Origin of the sequence: Actibacterium sp. XHP0104 (genome assembly GCF_025751515.1) — a bacterium.
Taxonomy (GTDB): Bacteria; Pseudomonadota; Alphaproteobacteria; order Rhodobacterales; family Rhodobacteraceae; genus Actibacterium_D.
In genome coordinates, this window is sequence record NZ_JAOWLE010000010.1 from 13,443 (window position 1) to 33,803 (window position 20,361).

A 20,361-nucleotide genomic window follows, 5' to 3' on the forward strand; every position below is an offset into this window, starting at 1 on the left:
ACAAAGGAGAGGAACATGAGCGTTGTAGAGACGAAAATCGAGGATGGTATCGGCTGGATCACGCTGAACCGTCCCAAAAAGCTGAATGCGCTGGCGGCCGAAGTGGTGGCCGGTGCCCGTCAGGCCGTGGCGGATATGGAGAAGAACGACGATGTGAAGGTCATCGTTCTTCGCGGCGCCGAGGGTAATTTCTCGGTCGGCTATGACATTGCGCAAGAGGTCGAAATGGGCCTGGCCCGCCCCGAAGACTGGCATGCCGCCCTGTCGAACAATGTTGGTCTCAGCATGGCCGTCTTTTCCTGCACCAAGCCGACGATCGGTGCGGTCGATGGCTGGTGTCTGGCAGGGGCCTGCGAGCTTGCCATGGCCTGCGACATGATCATCGCGACGGATCGGGCAAAGTTTGGCGAACCCGAGATCCGTTTCGGCTCGGGGCCGGTTACGCTGTTGATGCCGTTCATCCTGGGGCAGAAAAAAACCATGGAGCTGCTTTTGACCGGCGATACCGTGGACGCGGCGACTGCGCTTGAGATCGGTCTGGTGAACCGTGTCGTGGCGCCCGAGGATCTGGAGGCGACCGTCAACACGCTGGCCCAGAAAATCGCCCTGACGCCTTTGGTGATCTTGCGCCTGACCAAGACCGCGCTGGTGCGCGCATACGAGGCCATGGGCCTGCGCACTGCCGTTCATGCCAATCTTGATATCGCGGCGACGCTGAATGCGGCGGAGGCGCCGGAGAAGGCGCAGTTCCAGGAACTGGTTCGCACCAAGGGTCTGCGCGAGGCGTTGAACTTTCGTGATGAGCGATATGGCAAGCTGACGGTGTAGGCGCGCCTTTCGTTCTGATATGCCGCCGCACGGTGCTTTGATGCCATGCGGCGGCATTATACATGTGGAATCCACCGGATTTGTCACTTTATGATATAAAATTGTCCCGCATAGAGATTGTTTCGGCCATAGCTTCGTTCAAAATGGCAGAAAGAGACAAGATCAGGAGCGCATGGGATGATCTATCACCCGCCAGTCAAAGACATTCTGTTCAATATCGAGCATCTGTCGCAATGGTCCGAGGTGTGTTCGGCGCCCTGTTACAGCGACATCGGCACCGAAGATGCGCGCGCCGCGCTGGAAGAGTTTGGCCGGTTCTGCTCCGAGGTGATCGCGCCGCTGGCCATCACCGGGGACGAGACCAGCTCTAAGCTGGTCGATGGCAAGGTGGTGATGCCCGACGGGTACGAGGCCGCCTATGCGCAATTCGTCGAAATGGGCTGGCAAAGCCTGTCGCATTCTCCTGAATTCGGCGGCATGGGTCTGCCCCGCGCCGTTGGGGCCGCCGCCACCGAGATGATGAACGCTGCTGACATGAGCTTTGGCCTCTGCCCGCTGCTGACCGACGGCGCGATCGAGGCGCTGAGCATGAAGGGCAGCGACGAGCAAAAGGCTCTGTATCTCGACAAGATGGTCACCGGCGAATGGACCGGCACCATGAACCTGACCGAGCCGCAGGCCGGCAGCGATCTGGGCCGCGTGCGCACCAAGGCTGTGCGCCAGGATGACGGCAGCTATGCCATCACCGGCACCAAGATCTTTATCACCTATGGCGACCACCCGATGTCGCAGAACGTCATCCACCTGGTGCTGGCGCGCACCCCCGGCGCCCCCGAGGGGCCCAAGGGGCTAAGCCTGTTCGTGGTGCCGAAATTCCTGGTGGCCGAGGACGGCGAGCCGGGCAAGCGCAACGCGGTCAGCTGTGTCAGCCTGGAACACAAGCTGGGTGTGCGGGCCAGCCCGACGGCTGTGCTGGAATTCGACGGGGCCAAGGGGTTTCTGGTCGGAGAGGAAAACAAGGGCCTGGGCTATATGTTCGTCATGATGAGCGCCGCGCGCTTTTCCGTCGGCGTTCAGGGCGTGGCCGTGGCCGAGCGGGCCTATCAGCTGGCCCTGTCGCAGGCGCAAGAGCGGGTGCAAAGCCGCCCGGTCGATGGGTCTGTGAATGATGCGGTTGCCATCATCGCGCATCCTGATGTGCGCCGGATGCTGATGCGCATGCGGGCCCTGGTCGAGGGCGGGCGCGCGCTGGTTGCGGCCACCGCGGGCTGGCTGGACCTGGCTCATAACGGCCCCGAAGAGGCGCGCGCGGATGCCGATGCCATGGCCGAGCTGCTGGTGCCGCTGGTCAAGGGGCATTGCACCGAGCAGGCCGTTCAGGTGGCCTCGCACTGCATTCAGGTGCATGGCGGGATGGGGTTCATCGAGGAAACCGGCGTCGCGCGTCTTTATCGCGATGCGCGAATTCTGCCGATCTACGAAGGCACGACCGCGATCCAGGCCAACGACCTGCTGGGCCGCAAGGTGCTGCGCGATGGCGGTGAAACCGCCCGCCGGTTTGCCGACATGATCGCCGATACCGAGCAGAAGCTGCGCGGGGCCGGCAAGACCGCCACCGCCGTTGCGGCACGCCTGCACGAGGCGCGCGAAGATTTCGAGGCCAGCCTCGAGTATCTGCTTGAAACCGCGCCGACCAACCCCAACGCCGCCTATGCCGGCAGCGTGCCGTTCCTGCTGTTGTCGGGCAATCTGGCCGCCGGCTGGCAGCTGGGCCGGGCGCTCTTGGCTGCGCAAGAGGCGCTGGAGCGTGGCGAAGACACGCAATTCATGCGCGACAAGATCGCCACCGCGTTGTTCTACGCCCATCACATCCTGCCCGACTGCACGGCCGAGCGCACGCGCATCACCCTGGGCGCGGCCAGCCTGATGGCTGCCGAAATCTGACACCCCATTCGGTTTTGAATGGATCACGACATCTGAACGAAAGGCTGAACCATGGCACTGGACAAGAAAGACCTGGAATACGAAAACCTCGCGATCCGCGAGCATGGCGACGGGGTTGCTGTCGTAACCCTGAACCGCCCGACCAAGCGTAACGCTCTGGACGCCGCCACCATCGAAGAGCTGGTGACCTTCTTCAGCTCGGCCCGTCAGATCGGCGTCAAAGCCGTGGTTCTGGCCGGTGAGGGCGAACATTTCTGCGCTGGTCTGGATCTGGTCGAGCACTGGAAGGCCGATCGCAGCCCCGAAGACTTCATGCATGTCTGCCTGCGTTGGCACGAGGCCTTCAACAAGATGGAATATGGTGGTGTGCCGATCATCGCGGCGCTGAAGGGCGCGGTTGTCGGCGGCGGTCTGGAACTGGCCAGCGCGGCGCATGTGCGTGTGATGGATCAGACCACCTATTTCGCCCTGCCCGAAGGCCAGCGCGGCATTTTCACCGGCGGCAGCGCGACGATCCGCGTGTCGGACATGATCGGCAAATACCGCATGATCGACATGATCCTGACCGGTCGTGTCTATCAGGGCCAAGAGGCCGTCGATCTGGGTCTGGCCCAGTATATCACCGAAGGTTCTAGCATGGACAAGGCGCTGGAGCTGGCCGAGAAGGTCGCCGCCAACCTGCCGCTGACCAACTTTGCCATCTGCTCGGCGATCAGCCACATGCAGAACATGTCGGGCCTGGATGCGGCCTATGCGGAATCCTTTGTCGCGGGCATCGTCAACACCCAGCCCGCTGCCCGCGCGCGGCTGGAGGCCTTTGCCGACAAAAGCGCCGCCCGCATCCGCCCCAACAGCTAAGGCGGATCACGTACGCACGATCAAGCAGGGCGCCTTTGGGCGCCCTGTTCGCGTTTCAGGCAGGGGCGCGTTCGGCAAAGCCTTGGGCCAGGGCCGTGAACGGCAACAGGATCGAGCCGTGGCGGGTGGGGAAATCGCGCGCGGCCACAAAGACCGCGTAATCGTGCCAGGGCTCTGCAAAGGTGATGTCGTCGGCGCCCTTCAACAGCCGGGCCACCGCCTCGCCCGTCTGTGCGATCTGTGGGGCGGTCAGGCCGGGGGCGGCGCGTGACACGATGCCCATCGAGGCCATGCCCAGCGTGCAGGCGCGGGCTTTCCAGCCCAGCTCTGTCACGGTGCCGTCGCGCAGGGTCATGTCGAGGGTCAACATCGAGCCGCAGACCGGGCTGCGGCAGGTGACGGTCACATCGGGCGCGCCAAGGCGACGGTCGTTGCGCACCCGGGCCGCAAGTTCCCGGATGCGCGGTTGATATAACGCCGCAAGCGCCGCGTCGGCCTGGGCCACGTTAGGCGTCGTCGGCTTGCGGTGCCGTCTGGCGCCCCAGCACGGCCAGGAACTGCAGCGCGAAATGCAAGCCGCGGCGCACGTCTTCGTCGGCGGCGGCCTTTAGCAGACCCATGCGCGACGGCACCGGCTGCCGCATGGCCTCGTTCGAGGCATAGCGCGCGGCGTTGGACAGCATCCAGAGATTGCTGACCAGATCTTCGTATCCGCCCATCATCTTTTGGATCATGGCGTCATCCGCCATATCCACACCGTCTGCGGCCAGCGACATCAGATCGACGACGTTGTGAAAGCGGCGGCCCTGGATCAGAGGGGCAACCTTGTTGGCCAGGTCAATCAGCCCGGCCTCGGTCGCCGCGTCGGCAAAGGCGCTTTGCTGGCTGATGCGTTCAAGAAGCGGTGTATCCGCCTGGGGTGCTGTGGGGTTCGCCATGGCGTCCTCCTGTTCGTGAATGTTTGAAATCAGACGATGCCGCGAGCGACGGACCAGTAGATGCCGCGATTGAATGCTTTGCGCAGCAGGCCACCGACCTTGGTGGGCGGGGTGGGGTGCACGTCTTCGTCATAGTCGTACCAAAGCGGCATGCCGGCCTCGAGCCCCATCTGGGCCACGGCCTGAACCTTGCCGTCATAGACATCGACCGTGCGGCCAAGGCGGATGTCGCCGGCGATGTTGTTGGCGATCACCGGGCACTGGTTGTGGCACGACCCGCCCGCTTTCGAGATCGGCAGGTCAACCGTGTCGCCCATCACATAGGCGTTGGGATAGCCGTCCAGTTGCAGGGTTGCGCGGTCGGTGGGCAGCCAGCCCTCGTTATTGGGGGCCTGCGACACGCCGCTTTGCAGAACGGCATCAACGGCGCGAATCGGCGGCGTCGACATCAGAATGTCGAAATCCTGCTCTTCGCCCTCGGCCGAATAGGCGATTTTCTTTTCGGCATCGACCTTGTTCAGGGTAAAGCTGCGCTGGAACTTGATGCCGCGCTGTTCAAAGATCGGCGGCAGAACCGAGCACACCTCTTCCTGAAGGAACAGGCAGTTGCGCAGCAGTTGCGACACGGTGGGGTAGGTGTAGACGATCTCGATCTGGTCGCGCACGCCTTTGCGGCGGAGGTATTCGTCCAGCATCAGGGTGGTTTCCAGCGGGGCGATGCCGCACTGGTGCGGGACGTTCGGCGTTTCGGGGAAGTTCACCGTGATAAAGACGCGGCCCTTTTCCAGCTTGCGCAGTTTCTCGGACAGCTGGCGGGCGGGGTCGTATTGGTAGAAATAGTCGCCGCCCTCTTTCAGGCCCTCGATCCGCTCGGGCGCGGGCACGCAACCGGTTGAAACGACGATGTAATCATAGCCGATGGTCTTGCCGCTGGCGGTTTTCACCCTGGACCCGGCGAAATCGAACGACATGACCTTGTCGACCTGAAAGTCGATCTCGGGGCGCAGCAGAGATTGCTGTTTGCGGCGCAGTTCGCCCTCGAAGAACATGTCAAAGGCGACATACATGAAGGCGGGCTTGTAATAGTGCCACGGGCTGTCCGACAGCATGGTGACCTTGACCTTGCCCGCCGAGACCTCTGGGTAGAGTTTGTTGACAATGCTGTTCGCGGTCATCGTGCCTCCGATACCGCCGCCGACAACGAGAATATGCTTTGTCATGGTGTCTCCTCCTAGAGATTTCGATTGGCCGGTGCCGCCCCCTGTGGTTCGCATCGGTGCTGCCTAGATGCGACCACATGTCCCTTGTCGCCAAGAGTTAACCTTTCCACATTGGAAAGGGCGGGTGCTGATCCGCGCGCCAGGGGAGGCATGTGACATGCAGGAGAAGGTGCAGACTGACAGCGCGCATCTTGATGTGCGGGCAGAGGTGCAGGCCCAGATCATCGAGTGTCTGAACCGGTTTTACGCGATGGAAACGGGGATGTGGGGCAAGCCGATCGATTGCCTGATCATTCGCACCGTCGTGCAGGGCAATCTTCAGGGCAAGCTTTACGATCTCTCGGCGCTTTCCGAGGTGCTGGATCTGCCGATCAGCACGCTGCACCGCAAGATCGGCCAACTGGTCGAAGACGGTTTCCTGCGTCGTCACCCGGTGGGAAAATCCATCTACATCGCCCCGACAGACCAGACCTGCATATCGCTCGACAAGTCGTTTGATGCGATGGTCGACACCCTGCGCCGCCTATACAAGGGCGATATTGATTTCGCGGCAGAGCGGTTTTGCGGGGCGAACCAGGCGGCGATCCTATCGGCCTTCCCCGTTCGCCGGGATGCCCGCTAGCGCCAGTTGCGACGGGCGGGCGGGGCCCCTGAGCGGCCCAAGCGGGCGATTGGCGCGTGATCTATGCGAAAAACTGGCCACATCGGCATGAGTTTCGCCGCGATGCCTTGTTCCCGGCTGGGGGGCAATCTACATCCATGGCATGAAACGTTACCTGCCCTTCGTGAAATCCGATCCGCTGGTGGCCGTGTTGCGGCTGCAGGGTGTGATTTCTTCGGGAGGGCGCGGCGGGAGCGGTTTGAACGATGCGGCGCTGGCGCCGATGATCGAGCGCGCGTTCTCGCGGGGCAAGCCCGACGCGGTGGCCTTGGTGATCAACTCGCCAGGTGGCTCGCCGGTACAGTCGTCGTTGATCGCCGCGCGCATTCGCCGGCTGGCCGATGAAAAAGAGATCCCCGTTCATGCTTTTGTCGAGGATGTCGCCGCCTCGGGCGGGTATTGGCTGGCCTGTGCGGCGGATGAGATCTGGGTCGATGCCAGCTCGATCATCGGGTCGATCGGGGTGATCTCGGCCGGGTTCGGATTTCACGAATTCATCGCCCGCCACGGGATCGAGCGCCGGGTGCATACGGCCGGCAAATCGAAAAGCATGCTTGATCCGTTCCAGCCCGAGAAAAAGGCCGACATCACCCGGCTGAAGGCGTTGCAGGATCAGATTCACCAAAGCTTTGTCACCCATGTCACCGATCGCCGCGGCGCGCGTCTGGCCGAGGGCGCGGATCTGTTCACCGGCGATATCTGGGTCGGGCAGGGCGGGGTCGACCTGGGGCTGGCCGACGGCATCGGGCATATGGTGCCGAACATGAAGGCGATATTCGGAGACAAGGTCAAATTCCGCACCTATGACCCCAAGCGGTCACTGTGGCAGCGGCTGGGGGCGCGCGCCGTGTCCGAGCTGGCGGATACGATCGAGGAACGCGCCCTGTGGGCGCAATACGGGTTGTGACATGCTGTTCAAGATCATCTCTTTCTTTCTGATCGGAATGGCAGTGCTGGCAATGTTCGGGCGGCTGCGGCTGCCCGGAGGCGGGCGCATCACCGGGATAGGGAAACCCGGCAAATGCCCCGATTGCGGGCGATACAAGATTGGCAGCGGGCCTTGCCCCTGCAGGAAGGGATAAGACGACATTATGGTCGATCTGATGTATGCGACGCTGGGGCTGGTGATCCTTCTCCTGGCGGGGGACTCGCTGGTCAAGGGCGCGGTGAACATGAGCCTGCGCCTTGGCGTGCCTGCCCTGATCGTCAGCCTGACGATCGTGGCATTCGGCACCTCGGCGCCAGAGCTGCTGATCGCGATCAAGGCCACGCTGGACAATGCGCCGGGCATCGCGCTGGGCAACGTTGTGGGATCGAACACCGCGAACGCGCTGTTGGTGCTGGGCCTGCCGGCGCTGATGGCGGGGCTGCATACGGGCGAATGCGACACGCGGCGCACCTATGTGATGATGCTGCTGGCGTCGGTGGTGTTCATCGCGCTGTGCTTTGTCGGGCCGCTGACATGGTGGCACGGGGTGATCCTGCTGTCTGGGCTGGCCTATCTGCTGACTGACGCGCTGCGCACCGCGCGGGCACATCGGCGCGCCTGTGCGGCCGAAGCCGAGGACGAGGACGATCTCGAAGATCTCGAAGGCGCCGACCCGTCGATGCCGGTGTGGAAGATCGTGATGTTCATGCTGCTGGGCCTGATCGGCCTGCCGTTGGGCGCGGACCTCTTGGTCGACAGTTCGGTCAACCTGGCGCGCGCCTATGGCATCAGCGAGACCGTGATCGGCCTGACGCTGGTTGCCGTTGGCACCTCGCTGCCCGAACTGGCGACAACGGTCATGGCGGCGCTGCGGCGGCAGGCGGATGTGGCGCTGGGCAACGTGATCGGGTCAAACATGTTCAACCTGCTGGCCATCATCGGCATTGCCACCTTCGTCGGCGATCTGGCCGTGCCGCCCGAGATGCTGCGCTATGACCTGTGGGTGATGCTGGCGGCGTCGTTGATCCTGTTTCCGTTCGTCTTTCGCGGCTGGAACATCACAAAATTCTGGGGTGTTGTGCTGACCCTGCTTTATGGTGGATATGTCGTTTCCGTTCTGATCTGAGGTGGCCCCGATGCAAAAAGCGCTTGTGACAGGTGCCGGAAAGCGGCTGGGCCGGGCGATGGCGCTGTGCCTGGCGCGGCGCGGGTATGATGTCGCCGTGCATTACCACGGGTCCGAGGACGAGGCTCAAGGCGTGGTGGCCGAGATCATCGCCATGGGCCGTCGCGCGGTCGCCTTGCGGGCCGATCTGCTGATCGATGCCGAGACCGAGACCCTGATCCCGCGCGCGGCCGAGGCCCTGGGCGGGCCTTTGACGGTGCTGGTGAACAACGCCTCTATCTTTGAATATGACAGTCTGGCCAGCGCCACTCGCGACAGCTGGGACAGGCATATGCAGTCGAACCTGCGCGCGCCGTTCCTGCTGACGCAGGTCTTTGCGGCCCAGGGGCTGCACCCGATCACGGACGAGCACGGAGAGCCGCGCGCCGCCGGCCTGATCGTCAACATGATCGACCAGCGGGTGCACAAGCTGACGCCAGAATTCATGACCTACACGCTGGCCAAGATGGGGCTGTGGGCGATGACGCGCACCACCGCCCAGGCGCTGGCCCCCGCGATCCGGGTCAACGGCATCGGGCCGGGGCCGACGTTGCGCGGGTCGCGCCAAAGCCAGTCCCATTTCGACGCCCAGCGGGCCGCGACCATTCTGGGCCGGGGCGCGAATGCCGAGGATGTGACGGCGGCGCTGGACTACTTATTGGCGGCCCCGTCCGTGACCGGCCAGCTGATCTGTGTGGATGGCGGGCAGCATCTGGGATGGAAAACCCCCGACGTGATCGGAATCGAGTGAAACGCCGTTCAGGTTAACGCGCCGTGCGTTTCCGTCCACACATCACATTTTGATGACAGTAGACCCCGAAATTTCGCTGCAATTTCAACAATTTGTATACGCTCATAATTTTATTTGTTTATTTTCAATATGTTATATTTGCGCCTAAAAAATAGGCAATTCGATGAACGCCCCAAAATACAAGGGAAATTGTTCCTCGCCGGGAACTTTCCCCCAGACTTATCCACAGATTCCGTGGACAGCTTTTCCCTTGCCCCTTCTCTGCTATTTTTGCAGCCAGAGCAGGGAATCATGACGCGGATCAAATGAACGACGAAACCGACCAGAACCCTGTCGAGCGGCCCACCGGATATGCCTGCATCCAGTCCTATCTGCCGGGGCTCGACCATTCGCCCGGCGTCTATCGGATGCTGGATGCGGATAGCCGTGTTCTGTATGTCGGCAAAGCGCGCAGCCTGCGCAAACGGGTGTCGAACTATGCGACGCCCTCGGGCCATAATGCCCGTATCGACCGGATGATCCGCGAAACTGCGTCGATGATGTTTCTGACCACCCGGACGGAAACCGAGGCGCTGTTGCTGGAGCAGAACCTGATCAAGCAGCTCAAGCCGCATTACAACGTGCTGCTGCGCGACGATAAGTCGTTTCCGCATATCCTGGTGTCCAAGGCGCATGCCTATCCGCAGATCAAGAAACACCGCGGTGCCCGGCGCGAAAAGGGCGCCTATTACGGCCCGTTTGCCGGTGCGGGGGCGGTGAACCGCACGCTGAACCAGCTGCAGCGCGTGTTCCTGCTGCGCAACTGCCCGGATTCGACCTTCGAGAGCCGCACGCGGCCCTGCCTGCTCTATCAGATCAAGCGGTGCTCCGCGCCCTGTGTCGGCAAGATCTCCGAGGATGACTATGCCGAGCTGGTGACCGATGCCGAACGGTTCCTGCAAGGCCGCAGCACCCAGATGCAGGAAAAGCTGGCCGCCGAGATGCAAGAGGCCTCTGACGCGATGGAATTCGAGCGCGCCGCCGCCCTGCGCGACCGCATCCGCGCGCTGACCCAGGTGCAATCGTCGCAGGGCATCAACCCGCGCGGCGTGTCCGAGGCCGACGTGATCGCTGTGCATCTCGAGGGCGGGCAGGCCTGCGTGCAGGTGTTCTTTATCCGCGCGCATCAGAACTGGGGCAATCAGGATTACTATCCCAAGGTTGGTGTCGGCGTGGATGAGGCCGAGGTGTTGCAGGCCTTTCTGGGCCAGGTCTACACCCGCCGTCAGCCGCCCCGGATGATCCTTTTGTCGCATGACATCGAAGACCGCGACCTGATGACCGAGATGCTAAGCGACAGGCTGGGCCGCAAGGTGGAAATCGGCGTGCCCCAGCGCGGCGAAAAGATGGAGCTGGTCGCCAATGCCGCGCGCAATGCCCGCGAAAGCCTGGGCCGGCGGCTGTCGGAAACCGTGGCGCAGGGCAAGCTGCTGCGCGGCGTGGCCGAGGCCTTTGGGCTGGACGAACCGCCGCAGCGGATCGAGGTTTACGACAACTCGCATATCCAGGGCGCCCATGCGGTGGGCGCGATGATCGTGGCGGGCCCCGAGGGGTTCATCAAAAGCCAGTATCGCAAGTTCAACATCAAAGAGGGTGCGATCACACCGGGCGACGATTTCGGCATGATGCGCGAGGTGATGACCCGGCGCTTTCAGCGGCTGCTGAAGGAAGACCCCGACCGCCAGACCGACACCTGGCCCGATCTGTTGCTGATCGACGGCGGCGCCGGGCAGGTCAGCGCCGTGGCCGAGATCATGGCCGAGCTCGGCGTGACCGACATCCCGATGGTCGGCGTGGCCAAGGGCATCGACCGCGACCAAGGCAAAGAGGAATTCCACCGCACCGGCCAGCGCCCCTTTGCCCTGCGCCGCAATGACCCTGTGCTGTATTTCATCCAGCGCCTGCGCGACGAGGCCCACCGCTATGCCATCGGCGCGCACCGCCAGAAACGCGCCAAGGCCGTGGGCGCGACCCCGCTGGACGAGATCCCCGGCGTGGGCGCCACCCGCAAGCGCGCGCTGTTGACCCATTTCGGCAGCGCCAAGGCCGTCAGCCGCGCCGGTCTGGCCGATCTCAAGGCGGTCGATGGTATTTCCGACAGCCTGGCGGAAACCATCTATGGCTTCTTCCATGAGCGCGGCTGAGGCTGTATGGCTGAAGCCATGACATGGAACATTCCCAATATCCTGACCGTGCTGCGCCTGTTGGCGGCGCCCGGTGTCGCGCTGGCCTTTCTGCTACTGCCCCGGCCCTTTGCCGACTGGGCGGCGCTGATCCTGTTCGTGGGGGCCTCGGTGACCGATTGGTTCGACGGTTATCTGGCGCGTAAGTGGAACCAGACCAGCCGCTTTGGCGCGATGCTGGACCCGATCGCCGACAAGGTGATGGTGGTGATCGCGCTGATGGTGGTGGTGGCCGCGACGGGGATGCCGTTCCTGGTGATGTTGCCGGCCACGGTGATCCTCTTCCGTGAGGTGTTCGTCTCGGGGTTGCGTGAGTTCCTGGGCGAGCAGGCGGGGCTGTTGCAGGTGACCAAGCTGGCCAAGTGGAAGACCACGATCCAGATGGTCGCGATTGCCGTTCTGCTGGCGCATGGCATTTTTGCGCATGAGTTCGGGATGCGCAGCATGGGCATGGATGCGCTGATGACCAGCCGCGTGCTTGAGGGGGTAGAGGCCGATCACGGCAACCTGCGCTATTACTGGATGGCCATGGGCCAAAGCTGGATCGCCGGGGTTGGGTTGATCTGGCTGGCGGCTGTGCTGACATTCGTCACGGGGTGGGATTATTTCATGAAATCAATGCCATTCCTGCGCGATGGGGGCCAAGATGGTTGAAATTCTGTATTTCGCCTGGGTGCGCGAACGCATCGGGTTGCCGCGTGAGCAGGTCGAAACCAATGCCGCGACGGTGGCGGATCTGGTCGAAGAGCTGCGCGCCCGTGAAGAACGCTATGCCGCGGCCTTTGCCGACCTCAGCGCGCTGCGCGTGGCGCTGGATCAGGATCTGGCCGATTTTGATGCCTCGCTGGACGGTGTGCGCGAGGTGGCGTTCTTTCCGCCGATGACCGGGGGGTAGGATGGATATCCGGGTTCAATCCGCGCCGTTCGATTTCGGGGCCGAGGCCGGCGCCTTTGCCACGGGGCATGACAATGCCGGCGCGGTGGTCACGTTTGCCGGCATCGTGCGCGATGACACCGGCAGCCTGCAGCGCATGGTGATCGAGCATTACCCCGGCATGACCGAACGCGCGCTGGAGAAGATCGCGCGTGAGGCGACCGGGCGTTGGGATCTGAAGGATTGTCTGATCATTCATCGCCATGGCGATCTGGCCGTGGGCGAGATGATCATGATGGTCGCCACCGCCGCGCGGCACCGCAAGGCGGCGTTCGAGGCGGCCGAGTATCTGATGGATTTCCTCAAATCGCGCGCCCCGTTCTGGAAGAAAGAGATCACCGGATCGGGCACGGGCTGGGTTGCCAGCAAGGACGAGGACGAGGCCGCTTTGGGGCGCTGGTCGAAAGAGTGAACGCGGCCTTTGGCCGCTTTCTGGCCTCCGGCGGAGGTATTTCAGCCAAGATGAAAGCAGAGGCTCAGGACTGGGCCTTTTTCTCCATGTAGGCGCGCAGGTCTTCGGCCTCGTGGCGGGCTTCGCGCAAGCCTTCCATGGCGGCGCGCAGTTCGGCCTGGGTTTGCGACAGTTTGCTGGTCAGCTCGGCTTCGCGGTGTTCCAGCTGGGTGATGGCGTGGTCGCGGGCCTCTTCGGCCTCGTGCAGTTGCTGGGCCATCTGGTCAAGCTCGCCCATGTCGGATTGGGTGACGCGGGCGACGCGGTGGATGATCCAAGAGGCGAACCAGCCCAGCAGGAAGGCCACGAACAGGATGATCGCGGTGGCGATGACGAATTCAGTTCGGTTCATTGCTGCTGTCCTCTTGGGGGGCGGTTTCGTCCTGGGCGTTCTGCTCTGACTGCATCTTCAGGATAGGTGGCGCGATCCGAAACTCGATCCGGCGGTTGGCCTCGCGGCCCTCTTCGGTGTCGTTCTCGGCGATGGGTGCGACCTCGCCATATCCGCGGGCGGTCAGGTTAGAGGTAAGAATGCGGCGGGCCAGCAGGGCATTCAGCACCGCATCGGCGCGTTGCTGGCTGAGGGTCTGGTTCATTTCCTCGCGTCCCTGGCTGTCGGTGTGGCCGCCGATTTCCATCTCGGCATCCGGGCAGTCGCGCAGGACATCGGCGATCTGGTCGAGGATCTCGCGCGAGGGGCCGTCGATGCGGGCCGAGCCGGGTTCGAACATGATCTGCTGTTCATTGAGGATGGCGTTGACGCGATCGACGCATTGCTGCGGGTCGATCTGGGCCTGCTGGTTTTCGGGGGCAAGCGAGGGCAGGTAGGTGACCTGGATGTTGAAATTCTGCGCGTCGCCCAGTTTCAGCCCGAACAGCCGCGCGATGCGGGCCTTGGCCTCGGGGTCGCCGGTCATGCCGCGCAGTTCGATAAAGTCGGCGCGGACCGTGACGCTGCCATAGTTGACCTCGGCCAGGCCTTCGAGGCCGGTCAAGACGCGCATCGGCCAGCCGTCGGGCAGGGTGTCGTCCTGACGCAGGCCGGTGGCGATATTGGACAGGCCAAAGCGCGAATGGGCATAGCTTTCGGTGGCGGCGCGGGTCAGTTCGTCGGGGACGACGCCGTTGAGGTCGACCTGGCCTTCGGGGCTGCGGGTGGCGACGAATTCGGGCAGGTCGGGGGTGGTGCCGTCGGTTTGGGCGGGCGGTTCGGGCAGCACGGCGTGCAGCGAGAAGACCTCGGGCAGGGTTTTGTCGAGCTGGCCGACGACCTTGTCGAACAGGTCTTGTTCGGTGCCTTGCCGGGCAATCAGTGTCAGGTCGGCGTCAGAGATCGACAGCGAGCCGCCGCCCAGTTCGGCCAGGGCGGTAATGCCGGCGGTGGCGGCGCGGGTCCAGCGCGGGGTGGGGGCGCCCAGGCCGACGGTGCAGGTGGCATCTTGCGGTGCGCCGGCCTGTTGAGCTGCGGCCAGGATCGCGGTGGCGCCTTTGTCGGTGTCGGCCGAGCAGGCATCGAACCGCGCGCCGTCTTCGTCGATGACAAAGCGCAGGGTAAAGGGCGTGATCACCGGGCGCGGGGCCGAGATGTCGATCTTGGCGGTGATTGCCGTGGGGCGGGCGCGGTTAAGCTCGGATTCAAGCTGCCGTTTCTGGGCGCGGCTGTCCGACACGGCGGTGATGGTGACGCTGTCGGCGGTGACCGAGATTTTCGAGCGCGGCAGGCGGCGCAGCGCCTCGAGCCCGAATTTCAGCGCGGCGTCCCAGTTTTCGGGCACGGGATAGTCGGCCACGGTCAGCATGTCGGTGATGCGGTCCTCGCCGGCCATGTTGCGGATGGCGGCGGTGATTTCGCCGCGCTGCCCGTTGGCCGGGATCAGCCCGATCATGGAAATGCCGGCGTCGTTGCGCAGCAGCTCGACCGAGAAATCGGGCGCGTCGACCGGTTTGCTGGGGGTGACCTCCATCGTGTCGATGACGCGGTTGGCGTCGATGACGGTGCCGGAAATGGTGACGACGCGAAAGCGCTGGGCCTCGGTCGGGGCGGTGCCGGTCAGGTGCACCTTTAGCCCGTCGCCGCGCAGGTCGACCCAGGTGATGCCTTCGCGGGCCAGCGCGGTGTTGATAGCCGCGACCGACCGTTTCTCGATCGCGCTGGCGGCCAGAAAGGCGCTGCCGACCGACAGCAGCGCGGCAATGGCCATGGCGGCAAGGGCAATCATGTTCTTGGGCGTCAGGCGCATTGGAAAGGCCAGCGTTTATTTCGGGTTGGCCTGTCTTATCGGGGTCGCGCCGGTGGTGCAATCACACCAGCAGCGCGACGGCCAAAAACAGCGCAGGGATCAGCCCGGTGTCGCGATTGGCGCGGAACAGGAACAGACAGGTATCGGGGTCGTTGGTGTTGAGGCGGCGCAGCTGCCAGCTCATGTGCCAGCCCATCGCCCAGACGCCGGCCACGCCGATCGCCATGCTGATCAGCCCGGCGCCGTCGATCATCGCGGCGACCACGGCCGCGGTCAGCAGGATCATGGTCAGGATCAGGAACAGGCGCAGGATCTGGTGGGTGTCGTCGCCGAACAGGCGGGCGGTCGATTTCACGCCGATCAGGGCGTCGTCTTCCTTGTCTTGGTGGGCGTAGATCGTGTCGTAAAAGATCGTCCAGGCGATGCCGCCGAAATAGAGCAGCACCGGCGCCAGGCTCAGCGCGCCGGTATGGGCCGTCCAGGCCAGCAGCGCGCCCCAGTTGAAGGCCAGCCCCAGAAAGACCTGCGGCCACCAGGTGAAGCGTTTCGCAAACGGATAGATCGCGACCAGCGCCAGCGACAGGATGCCCAGCACGACGGCGTTCCAGTTGAAGGTCATCAGGATGCCGAACGACACCAGCGCCTGAGCGCCCAGCCAGATCATCGCCTGTTTCACCGTCACCTGCCCCGACGGAATCGGGCGCGACCGGGTGCGCGCCACGCGGGCGTCGATGTCGCGGTCGGTGATGTCGTTCCAGGTGCAGCCCGCGCCGCGCATCAGCCAGGCCCCGGCGGCGCAACCGACGATGATCCACAGGTCGAACAGCCGCCAGCCGGTGGCATTCGCCGCCAGCAGCACGCCCCACAGGCAGGGCAGCAGCAGAAGCCAGGTGCCGATCGGGCGGTCGGCGCGGCTGAGGCGCAGGTAGGGGCGGGATTCGGCGGGGGCCAGATGGTCGACCCAGTTGCCTCTCACCGCGTCTGAAACCTGGCCGGAGGGCTCTGGCGTTTTGTTCGTCGCGGTCATATCAATTTCCCCATGAGCAATGTGAAATCATCGGCAAAAGTCAGGCTCTTTGTAGAGCACCCGTTGGGCCAGGGGCAAACCATTCCTCTGGATCGGGACCAGGCACATTACCTTTTCGGTGTGATGCGTCATTCTGTGGGCGATTTTCTGCTGGTGTTCAACGGGCGCGACGGCGAATGGCTGGTCGAGGTGACCGAGGCGTCGAAACGCGGCGGGGCGCTGGGCTGTGTCGAGCAGACCCGGCCGTTGCAGATGCCGCCCGATCTGTGGCTTCTGTTCGCGCCGATCAAGAAGGCGCGCACCGATTTCATCGTCGAAAAGGCGGCCGAGATGGGCGCGGCGCGGATCTGCCCGGTGCAGACCGAGTTCACCAATTCCGAACGCATCCGGCGCGACCGGTTGCAGGCCCATGCCGTCGAGGCGGCCGAGCAATGCGGCGGTACCTTCGTGCCCGAGGTGGCCGAGCTGGAGCGGCTGGACCGGGTGCTGGCCGACTGGCCCGAGGACCGGCAGATCATGTTCTGCGACGAGGCGCTGGTGGGCGCGGCGCAGGCGCTGTCGTCGGGGGGCGGTAAATGGGCCATTCTGATCGGCCCCGAGGGCGGTTTTTCTGACGCCGAGCGCGCCCGCCTGCACGCCATGCCCAACGCCCATGCCGTCAGCCTGGGCCCGCGCATCCTGCGCGCCGACACGGCGGCGGTGGCGGCGATGACCCTGTGGCAAAGCCTGCTGGGAGACTGGGCATGAGCCTGATCCGCCCCGAATTGCGCGCGGTTCTGTGGCGCTGGCGCGAGCCGCTGATCGGGGTGGGGATCGCCGCGCTGGGCCTGTGGATTGTGGCGCATAGTTTCGGGATCACGCGCTATGTGGGCTATGCGGTGATCGCCGCCGGCATGGCGGTGGCGGTGGCGGGCGCACAGCGCGCGCGGTTTTCCCAGGCCGGCGACGGCCCCGGCCTGGTCGAGGTGGATGAGCGCGCGATCCGCTATTTCGGCCCGTTTTCGGGCGGTGTGGCGGCGGTGGATGACCTGACCCGGATCGAGATACTGCCGGCGCCTCGCGACGGGCGCTATTGGCGGATTTCCAGCTTTTCCGAGCCCCCCCTGACCATCCCCGCGGACGCCCAGGGCGCCGAGGCGCTGTTCGATGTGTTCGCCGCGCTTGAGGGGATGAATATCGAGAAACTGCTGCGGCAGCTCAAAACCCCGTGTGCCGGTGCGGTTACGGTCTGGACATGCCCGCGGACCGCATTGCATTGACTTCCCTGTCGAATGGTTCCAACTCTGGGCCTGACACCTGACAGCACCAATCCGAGAAGCTCATGTCCATTCCTCAGTCCGGCGGCGGCCCTATCGAAAGTTTTGAACAGCTGGCGGGGTATCTCGAATCCGGCTGCAAGCCGCGCGAAGCGTGGCGCATCGGCACCGAGCACGAGAAATTCGGCTATTGCAAAGATACGCTGAACCCGCTGCCCTATGCGGGCGAGCGGTCGATCCTGGCGATGCTCGAAGGGCTGCGCGACGGCCACGGCTGGACGCCGATCCTCGAGGCCGGCAACCTGATCGGCCTGGAAAAAGACGGTGCCAATGTCAGCCTGGAACCGGGCGGTCAGCTGGAACTGTCGGGCGCGCCGCTGGAAAGCATTCACCAGACCTGTGACGAGGTGAACCAGCATCTGCGCGACGTAAAGCACATCGCCGACAAGGTTGGCGTGGGGTTCATCGGGCTGGGCGCCGCGCCGATCTGGACGCATGAGCAGATGCCGGTGATGCCCAAGGGGCGCTACAAGCTGATGACCGATTACATGGATCGGGTCGGCACCATGGGCAAGACCATGATGTATCGCACCTGCACGGTTCAGGTGAACCTCGATTTCGCCTCCGAGGCGGACATGGTCAAAAAGTTCCGCGTGGCGCTGGCGTTGCAGCCCGTGGCCACCGCGCTTTTCGCCAATTCGCCCTTCCTTGAGGGCAAGCCCAACGGCATGAAAAGCTGGCGCGCGAACGTGTGGCAGCATCTGGATGACGCGCGCACCGGGATGCTGCCCTTCGTGTTCGAAGATGGCATGGGGTTCGAGCGCTACGTCGATTACGCGCTCGATGTGCCGATGTATTTCGTCTATCGCGACGGCAAATACATCAACGCACTGGGCCAGTCGTTCCGCGATTTCATGAAGGGCCAGTTGCCCGCGCTGCCGGGTGAAACGCCCACCCTGTCGGACTGGGCCGATCACCTGACGACGATCTTCCCCGAGGCGCGGATCAAGAAATACATGGAAATGCGCGGTGCCGATGGCGGGCCGTGGCGGCGCCTGTGTGCGCTGCCGGCATTCTGGGTCGGGCTGATGTATGACCAGGGCGCGCTGGATGCGGCCTGGGATCTGGTCAAGGGCTGGGACGCCGAAACCCGTCAGGCGCTGCGCGTGGCCGCGGCCAAGGACGGTCTGCATGCTCAGGTCGGCAATATCAACATGCGGGCGCTGGCCGAACGGGCGCTGGACATCTCGCGCGCGGGTCTCAAGGCGCGGGCCAAGCCCGGTGCCGGCGGCATGATCCCCGACGAGCGCCATTTCCTGCACGCGCTTGAGGACAGCATCGAAAGCGGCAAGGTGCCGGCTGATGAGCTGTTAGAGAAATACAACGGCGAGTGGCAGGGCGATCTCAGCCGGATTTACGCCGAATATAGTTATTGAAAAGGACAGCCCGGACGCAAAGTCCGGGCCATTTTGTCAGACCGGCACGCCTTCGATGCTGCTGGCCGGTTCCTTTACGGGCTCGGCGGGCCGGCCGGTCACGACCCCGCGCAGGGTGGCCACGGCGTTGGTGAACCCCAGCCCCAGGCACAGCGCCGCCAGTCCCATCGCGATGGGCAGCAGCCCGCCCGCGGCGTTCGGCAGCAGCACCAGCAGCGCCCCCACCAACAGCACCCCGCCGCCGCCAATCGCGGCAAAGCCGGTCGCGACGGATACGGTCGCGACGCGGGTCGCGGGGCCGGTGTCGGGGCAGTCGGCCATCAGCCCCCCGATACGCAGTATCATCGCGGTCAGGATGGCCAGAATGCCAAGGCTGAGAATGGCGTAGGTGATCAGAATTGTCGTCATGGTAGGACTCCTTTCATGTCATGCTTTTGGGTTCGAGCCAGCGATAGATGACGGCTGCGAAATAGCCCCATGCCGGGGCAACGAGGCAGCCAAGCACGAAATAGGAATTGATCGCATCTGGCTTGCCGACGAATTCAGTTAGCAGAGGGGCTCCTGCGGCGGTCAGCTGATAGACCAGCAGCCAGATGCCCAGGTTGGTGATCAGACCCAGTACCGCCGCCTGTCCCGGTTGGGGGCCGTTCTTCGAGAAGGCCCACAACAGGATCGGCGGGGCGGTCAGCAGATATGGCAGCGCGCCAAACGGGACCGCGAAAACCGGGATCAGTAAAACCCAGAAGAACAGGATTGCGACCCAGATCGGCGCCAGAACGATCGCCAAGGCAAAGGATGTCGCGTTGACCGGGTGGAGCGCCGGAGCGCGCGGGGGTGGGTAAAGAACACTTGTTGCGGTCATTTCTGTAATTCCTGAAATTTAAGGGCAAAATTTTTAGCCGGATTTTCCTTTCGGGATCAGGCGCGCGATGCCGCCGCCCAGTTTCAGCAGGGCCTGTTGCGCCGGGCGCGGCAGGCCCGAGACCTGTGCATACCAGTCGTCAAACATCTGCATCGTGGCGCGGGTGTCTTCCATGCGGGCCTGGATTCTGGGGGGCGTACCATCCGATTTCGCGGATTCGGTGACCATGGCCAGCGCCTTGAGCGTGGGCGCGAACTCGCGCTCGCGCCGGCCTTCGACGACGACCTGCACCAGATCGAACATATCGCGCACCGAGGTGAAGTGATCGCGGCGATCGCCCAGTTGCCGGCTGGCCGTGACCAGATCCCAGCTTTGCAGCTCTTTCAGCGCGGTCGACACGTTGGAACGCGCCAGCGACAGGGTTTCGCTGATGTCTTCGGCGGTCATCGGATCGGGTGCGATGTGCAGCAGGGCATGGATCTGCGCGACAGAGCGATTCACTCCCCAGCGGCTGCCCATCTCGCCCCAGTGGAGGATAAAGTCTTCCATGGCGGGGGTGAGAATCATCGGGCTGCTCCTGAAATTTCTGTAATGACAGAAATAACAGAATGGGGCGCAATGTCAACCGGGACGGTGTCGG

23 protein-coding genes are annotated in these 20,361 nt (G+C 63.8%); 14 read left to right on the forward strand and 9 right to left on the reverse strand.

Annotated features, from left to right (window positions below; translation table 11 throughout):
• Nucleotides 1-15: 15 nt before the first annotated feature.
• The 3 genes from OE856_RS13265 (at nucleotide 16) to dmdD (ending at nucleotide 3,630) form a co-directional block, all read left to right on the forward strand.
• The gene (locus OE856_RS13265; RefSeq protein WP_263716633.1) at nucleotides 16-828 is read left to right on the forward strand and encodes an enoyl-CoA hydratase/isomerase family protein; all 813 of its coding nucleotides are present in this window, start codon (nucleotides 16-18) and stop codon (nucleotides 826-828) included.
• Between the two features lie 177 nt (nucleotides 829-1,005).
• A complete protein-coding gene (locus OE856_RS13270) occupies nucleotides 1,006-2,772 on the forward strand; it encodes an acyl-CoA dehydrogenase (protein ID WP_263716634.1) in 1,767 nt (588 codons plus the stop codon).
• 51 nt (nucleotides 2,773-2,823) lie between these two features.
• Nucleotides 2,824-3,630 carry a methylthioacryloyl-CoA hydratase gene (gene dmdD / locus OE856_RS13275; protein ID WP_263716635.1) on the forward strand — a complete coding sequence of 269 codons (807 nt, stop codon included), beginning with the start codon at nucleotides 2,824-2,826 and terminating at the stop codon, nucleotides 3,628-3,630.
• Between the two features lie 55 nt (nucleotides 3,631-3,685).
• Here the strand turns inward: dmdD and OE856_RS13280 are convergent, their stop codons facing one another.
• The 3 genes from OE856_RS13280 to OE856_RS13290 are packed head-to-tail and all read right to left on the reverse strand — an operon-like array spanning nucleotide 3,686 to nucleotide 5,788.
• A complete protein-coding gene (locus tag OE856_RS13280) occupies nucleotides 3,686-4,135 on the reverse strand; it encodes an iron-sulfur cluster assembly scaffold protein (RefSeq protein WP_263716636.1) in 450 nt (149 codons plus the stop codon).
• A 1-nt stretch (nucleotide 4,136) separates the two neighbouring features.
• A complete protein-coding gene (locus OE856_RS13285; RefSeq protein ID WP_263716637.1) occupies nucleotides 4,137-4,568 on the reverse strand; it encodes a DUF1641 domain-containing protein in 432 nt (143 codons plus the stop codon).
• Between the two features lie 29 nt (nucleotides 4,569-4,597).
• Nucleotides 4,598-5,788: an FAD/NAD(P)-binding oxidoreductase gene (locus OE856_RS13290; protein ID WP_263716638.1), complete on the reverse strand. Its 1,191-nt coding sequence runs from the start codon at nucleotides 5,786-5,788 to the stop codon at nucleotides 4,598-4,600.
• A 157-nt stretch (nucleotides 5,789-5,945) separates the two neighbouring features.
• On the opposite strand from OE856_RS13290, the gene OE856_RS13295 reads away from it, so the two are divergent.
• From OE856_RS13295 to OE856_RS13330, 8 genes are all read left to right on the forward strand, one after another.
• Entirely contained in the window at nucleotides 5,946-6,410 is a 465-nt protein-coding gene (locus OE856_RS13295; RefSeq protein ID WP_263716639.1) for an ArsR family transcriptional regulator, read from the forward strand.
• A gap of 142 nt (nucleotides 6,411-6,552) precedes the next feature.
• Nucleotides 6,553-7,356: a S49 family peptidase gene (locus OE856_RS13300; protein ID WP_263716640.1), complete on the forward strand. Its 804-nt coding sequence runs from the start codon at nucleotides 6,553-6,555 to the stop codon at nucleotides 7,354-7,356.
• Between the two features lie 184 nt (nucleotides 7,357-7,540).
• A complete protein-coding gene (locus OE856_RS13305) occupies nucleotides 7,541-8,503 on the forward strand; it encodes a calcium/sodium antiporter (RefSeq protein ID WP_263716641.1) in 963 nt (320 codons plus the stop codon).
• Nucleotides 8,504-8,513: 10 nt separating this feature from the next.
• Nucleotides 8,514-9,293 (forward strand): SDR family oxidoreductase, encoded by a 780-nt coding sequence (locus OE856_RS13310; RefSeq protein ID WP_263716643.1) that lies wholly within the window; start codon nucleotides 8,514-8,516, stop codon nucleotides 9,291-9,293.
• 305 nt (nucleotides 9,294-9,598) lie between these two features.
• On the forward strand, nucleotides 9,599-11,476 hold the full coding sequence (gene uvrC / locus OE856_RS13315; protein WP_263716644.1) for an excinuclease ABC subunit UvrC: 1,878 nt from the start codon (nucleotides 9,599-9,601) through the stop codon (nucleotides 11,474-11,476).
• An 18-nt stretch (nucleotides 11,477-11,494) separates the two neighbouring features.
• Nucleotides 11,495-12,169: a CDP-diacylglycerol--glycerol-3-phosphate 3-phosphatidyltransferase gene (gene pgsA, locus OE856_RS13320; RefSeq protein WP_263716691.1), complete on the forward strand. Its 675-nt coding sequence runs from the start codon at nucleotides 11,495-11,497 to the stop codon at nucleotides 12,167-12,169.
• Nucleotides 12,162-12,410, forward strand: coding sequence for a molybdopterin converting factor subunit 1 (gene moaD, locus OE856_RS13325; RefSeq protein WP_263716645.1), 249 nt, complete (start codon nucleotides 12,162-12,164; stop codon nucleotides 12,408-12,410). The genes pgsA and moaD overlap by 8 nt, the downstream gene beginning before the upstream one ends.
• Before the next feature lies 1 nt (nucleotide 12,411).
• Nucleotides 12,412-12,861 carry a molybdenum cofactor biosynthesis protein MoaE gene (locus tag OE856_RS13330; protein WP_263716646.1) on the forward strand — a complete coding sequence of 150 codons (450 nt, stop codon included), beginning with the start codon at nucleotides 12,412-12,414 and terminating at the stop codon, nucleotides 12,859-12,861.
• Between the two features lie 64 nt (nucleotides 12,862-12,925).
• Here OE856_RS13330 and OE856_RS13335 read toward each other — a convergent pair whose 3' ends face one another.
• The 3 genes from OE856_RS13335 to ubiA form a co-directional block, all read right to left on the reverse strand.
• Nucleotides 12,926-13,252 carry a hypothetical protein gene (locus OE856_RS13335; RefSeq protein ID WP_263716647.1) on the reverse strand — a complete coding sequence of 109 codons (327 nt, stop codon included), beginning with the start codon at nucleotides 13,250-13,252 and terminating at the stop codon, nucleotides 12,926-12,928.
• Complete coding sequence (locus OE856_RS13340; protein ID WP_263716648.1) at nucleotides 13,239-15,140, reverse strand: OmpA family protein; 1,902 nt, start codon at nucleotides 15,138-15,140, stop codon at nucleotides 13,239-13,241. Before OE856_RS13340 ends, OE856_RS13335 begins: the two co-directional genes overlap by 14 nt.
• A 61-nt stretch (nucleotides 15,141-15,201) precedes the next feature.
• On the reverse strand, nucleotides 15,202-16,167 hold the full coding sequence (gene ubiA / locus OE856_RS13345; RefSeq protein ID WP_263716649.1) for a 4-hydroxybenzoate octaprenyltransferase: 966 nt from the start codon (nucleotides 16,165-16,167) through the stop codon (nucleotides 15,202-15,204).
• 12 nt (nucleotides 16,168-16,179) lie between these two features.
• Between ubiA and OE856_RS13350 the strand changes: the two genes are divergently transcribed.
• The 3 genes from OE856_RS13350 to OE856_RS13360 all read left to right on the forward strand — a co-directional run bounded on the left by OE856_RS13350 (nucleotide 16,180) and on the right by OE856_RS13360 (nucleotide 18,859).
• On the forward strand, nucleotides 16,180-16,914 hold the full coding sequence (locus tag OE856_RS13350) for a 16S rRNA (uracil(1498)-N(3))-methyltransferase (protein ID WP_263716650.1): 735 nt from the start codon (nucleotides 16,180-16,182) through the stop codon (nucleotides 16,912-16,914).
• Nucleotides 16,911-17,426, forward strand: coding sequence for a hypothetical protein (locus tag OE856_RS13355; RefSeq protein ID WP_263716651.1), 516 nt, complete (start codon nucleotides 16,911-16,913; stop codon nucleotides 17,424-17,426). Before OE856_RS13350 ends, OE856_RS13355 begins: the two co-directional genes overlap by 4 nt.
• A gap of 62 nt (nucleotides 17,427-17,488) precedes the next feature.
• A complete protein-coding gene (locus tag OE856_RS13360; RefSeq protein WP_263716652.1) occupies nucleotides 17,489-18,859 on the forward strand; it encodes a glutamate--cysteine ligase in 1,371 nt (456 codons plus the stop codon).
• Nucleotides 18,860-18,895: 36 nt separating this feature from the next.
• On the opposite strand, the gene OE856_RS13365 is transcribed toward OE856_RS13360, so the two are convergent.
• The 3 genes from OE856_RS13365 to OE856_RS13375 form a co-directional block, all read right to left on the reverse strand.
• Nucleotides 18,896-19,267 carry a hypothetical protein gene (locus OE856_RS13365; protein WP_263716653.1) on the reverse strand — a complete coding sequence of 124 codons (372 nt, stop codon included), beginning with the start codon at nucleotides 19,265-19,267 and terminating at the stop codon, nucleotides 18,896-18,898.
• A gap of 13 nt (nucleotides 19,268-19,280) precedes the next feature.
• Nucleotides 19,281-19,646, reverse strand: coding sequence for a hypothetical protein (locus OE856_RS13370; RefSeq protein ID WP_263716654.1), 366 nt, complete (start codon nucleotides 19,644-19,646; stop codon nucleotides 19,281-19,283).
• Between the two features lie 108 nt (nucleotides 19,647-19,754).
• Entirely contained in the window at nucleotides 19,755-20,288 is a 534-nt protein-coding gene (locus OE856_RS13375) for a GbsR/MarR family transcriptional regulator (protein ID WP_263716655.1), read from the reverse strand.
• Nucleotides 20,289-20,361 lie beyond the last annotated feature (73 nt).

Excerpts from the sequence above, each read along its gene's own strand:
- OE856_RS13265 (WP_263716633.1), top strand. The coding sequence starts at position 16 with ATGAGCGTTGTAGAGACGAAAATCGAGGATGGTATCGGCTGGATCACG.
- OE856_RS13270 (WP_263716634.1), top strand. The coding sequence starts at position 1,006 with ATGATCTATCACCCGCCAGTCAAAGACATTCTGTTCAATATCGAGCAT.
- dmdD (WP_263716635.1), top strand. The coding sequence starts at position 2,824 with ATGGCACTGGACAAGAAAGACCTGGAATACGAAAACCTCGCGATCCGC.
- OE856_RS13285 (WP_263716637.1), bottom strand. The coding sequence starts at position 4,568 with ATGGCGAACCCCACAGCACCCCAGGCGGATACACCGCTTCTTGAACGC.
- OE856_RS13290 (WP_263716638.1), bottom strand. The coding sequence starts at position 5,788 with ATGACAAAGCATATTCTCGTTGTCGGCGGCGGTATCGGAGGCACGATG.
- OE856_RS13295 (WP_263716639.1), top strand. The coding sequence starts at position 5,946 with ATGCAGGAGAAGGTGCAGACTGACAGCGCGCATCTTGATGTGCGGGCA.
- OE856_RS13300 (WP_263716640.1), top strand. The coding sequence starts at position 6,553 with ATGAAACGTTACCTGCCCTTCGTGAAATCCGATCCGCTGGTGGCCGTG.
- OE856_RS13305 (WP_263716641.1), top strand. The coding sequence starts at position 7,541 with ATGGTCGATCTGATGTATGCGACGCTGGGGCTGGTGATCCTTCTCCTG.
- OE856_RS13310 (WP_263716643.1), top strand. The coding sequence starts at position 8,514 with ATGCAAAAAGCGCTTGTGACAGGTGCCGGAAAGCGGCTGGGCCGGGCG.
- uvrC (WP_263716644.1), top strand. The coding sequence starts at position 9,599 with ATGAACGACGAAACCGACCAGAACCCTGTCGAGCGGCCCACCGGATAT.
- pgsA (WP_263716691.1), top strand. The coding sequence starts at position 11,495 with ATGACATGGAACATTCCCAATATCCTGACCGTGCTGCGCCTGTTGGCG.
- moaD (WP_263716645.1), top strand. The coding sequence starts at position 12,162 with ATGGTTGAAATTCTGTATTTCGCCTGGGTGCGCGAACGCATCGGGTTG.
- OE856_RS13330 (WP_263716646.1), top strand. The coding sequence starts at position 12,412 with ATGGATATCCGGGTTCAATCCGCGCCGTTCGATTTCGGGGCCGAGGCC.
- OE856_RS13335 (WP_263716647.1), bottom strand. The coding sequence starts at position 13,252 with ATGAACCGAACTGAATTCGTCATCGCCACCGCGATCATCCTGTTCGTG.
- OE856_RS13340 (WP_263716648.1), bottom strand. The coding sequence starts at position 15,140 with ATGCGCCTGACGCCCAAGAACATGATTGCCCTTGCCGCCATGGCCATT.
- ubiA (WP_263716649.1), bottom strand. The coding sequence starts at position 16,167 with ATGACCGCGACGAACAAAACGCCAGAGCCCTCCGGCCAGGTTTCAGAC.
- OE856_RS13350 (WP_263716650.1), top strand. The coding sequence starts at position 16,180 with ATGAGCAATGTGAAATCATCGGCAAAAGTCAGGCTCTTTGTAGAGCAC.
- OE856_RS13355 (WP_263716651.1), top strand. The coding sequence starts at position 16,911 with ATGAGCCTGATCCGCCCCGAATTGCGCGCGGTTCTGTGGCGCTGGCGC.
- OE856_RS13360 (WP_263716652.1), top strand. The coding sequence starts at position 17,489 with ATGTCCATTCCTCAGTCCGGCGGCGGCCCTATCGAAAGTTTTGAACAG.
- OE856_RS13365 (WP_263716653.1), bottom strand. The coding sequence starts at position 19,267 with ATGACGACAATTCTGATCACCTACGCCATTCTCAGCCTTGGCATTCTG.
- OE856_RS13375 (WP_263716655.1), bottom strand. The coding sequence starts at position 20,288 with ATGATTCTCACCCCCGCCATGGAAGACTTTATCCTCCACTGGGGCGAG.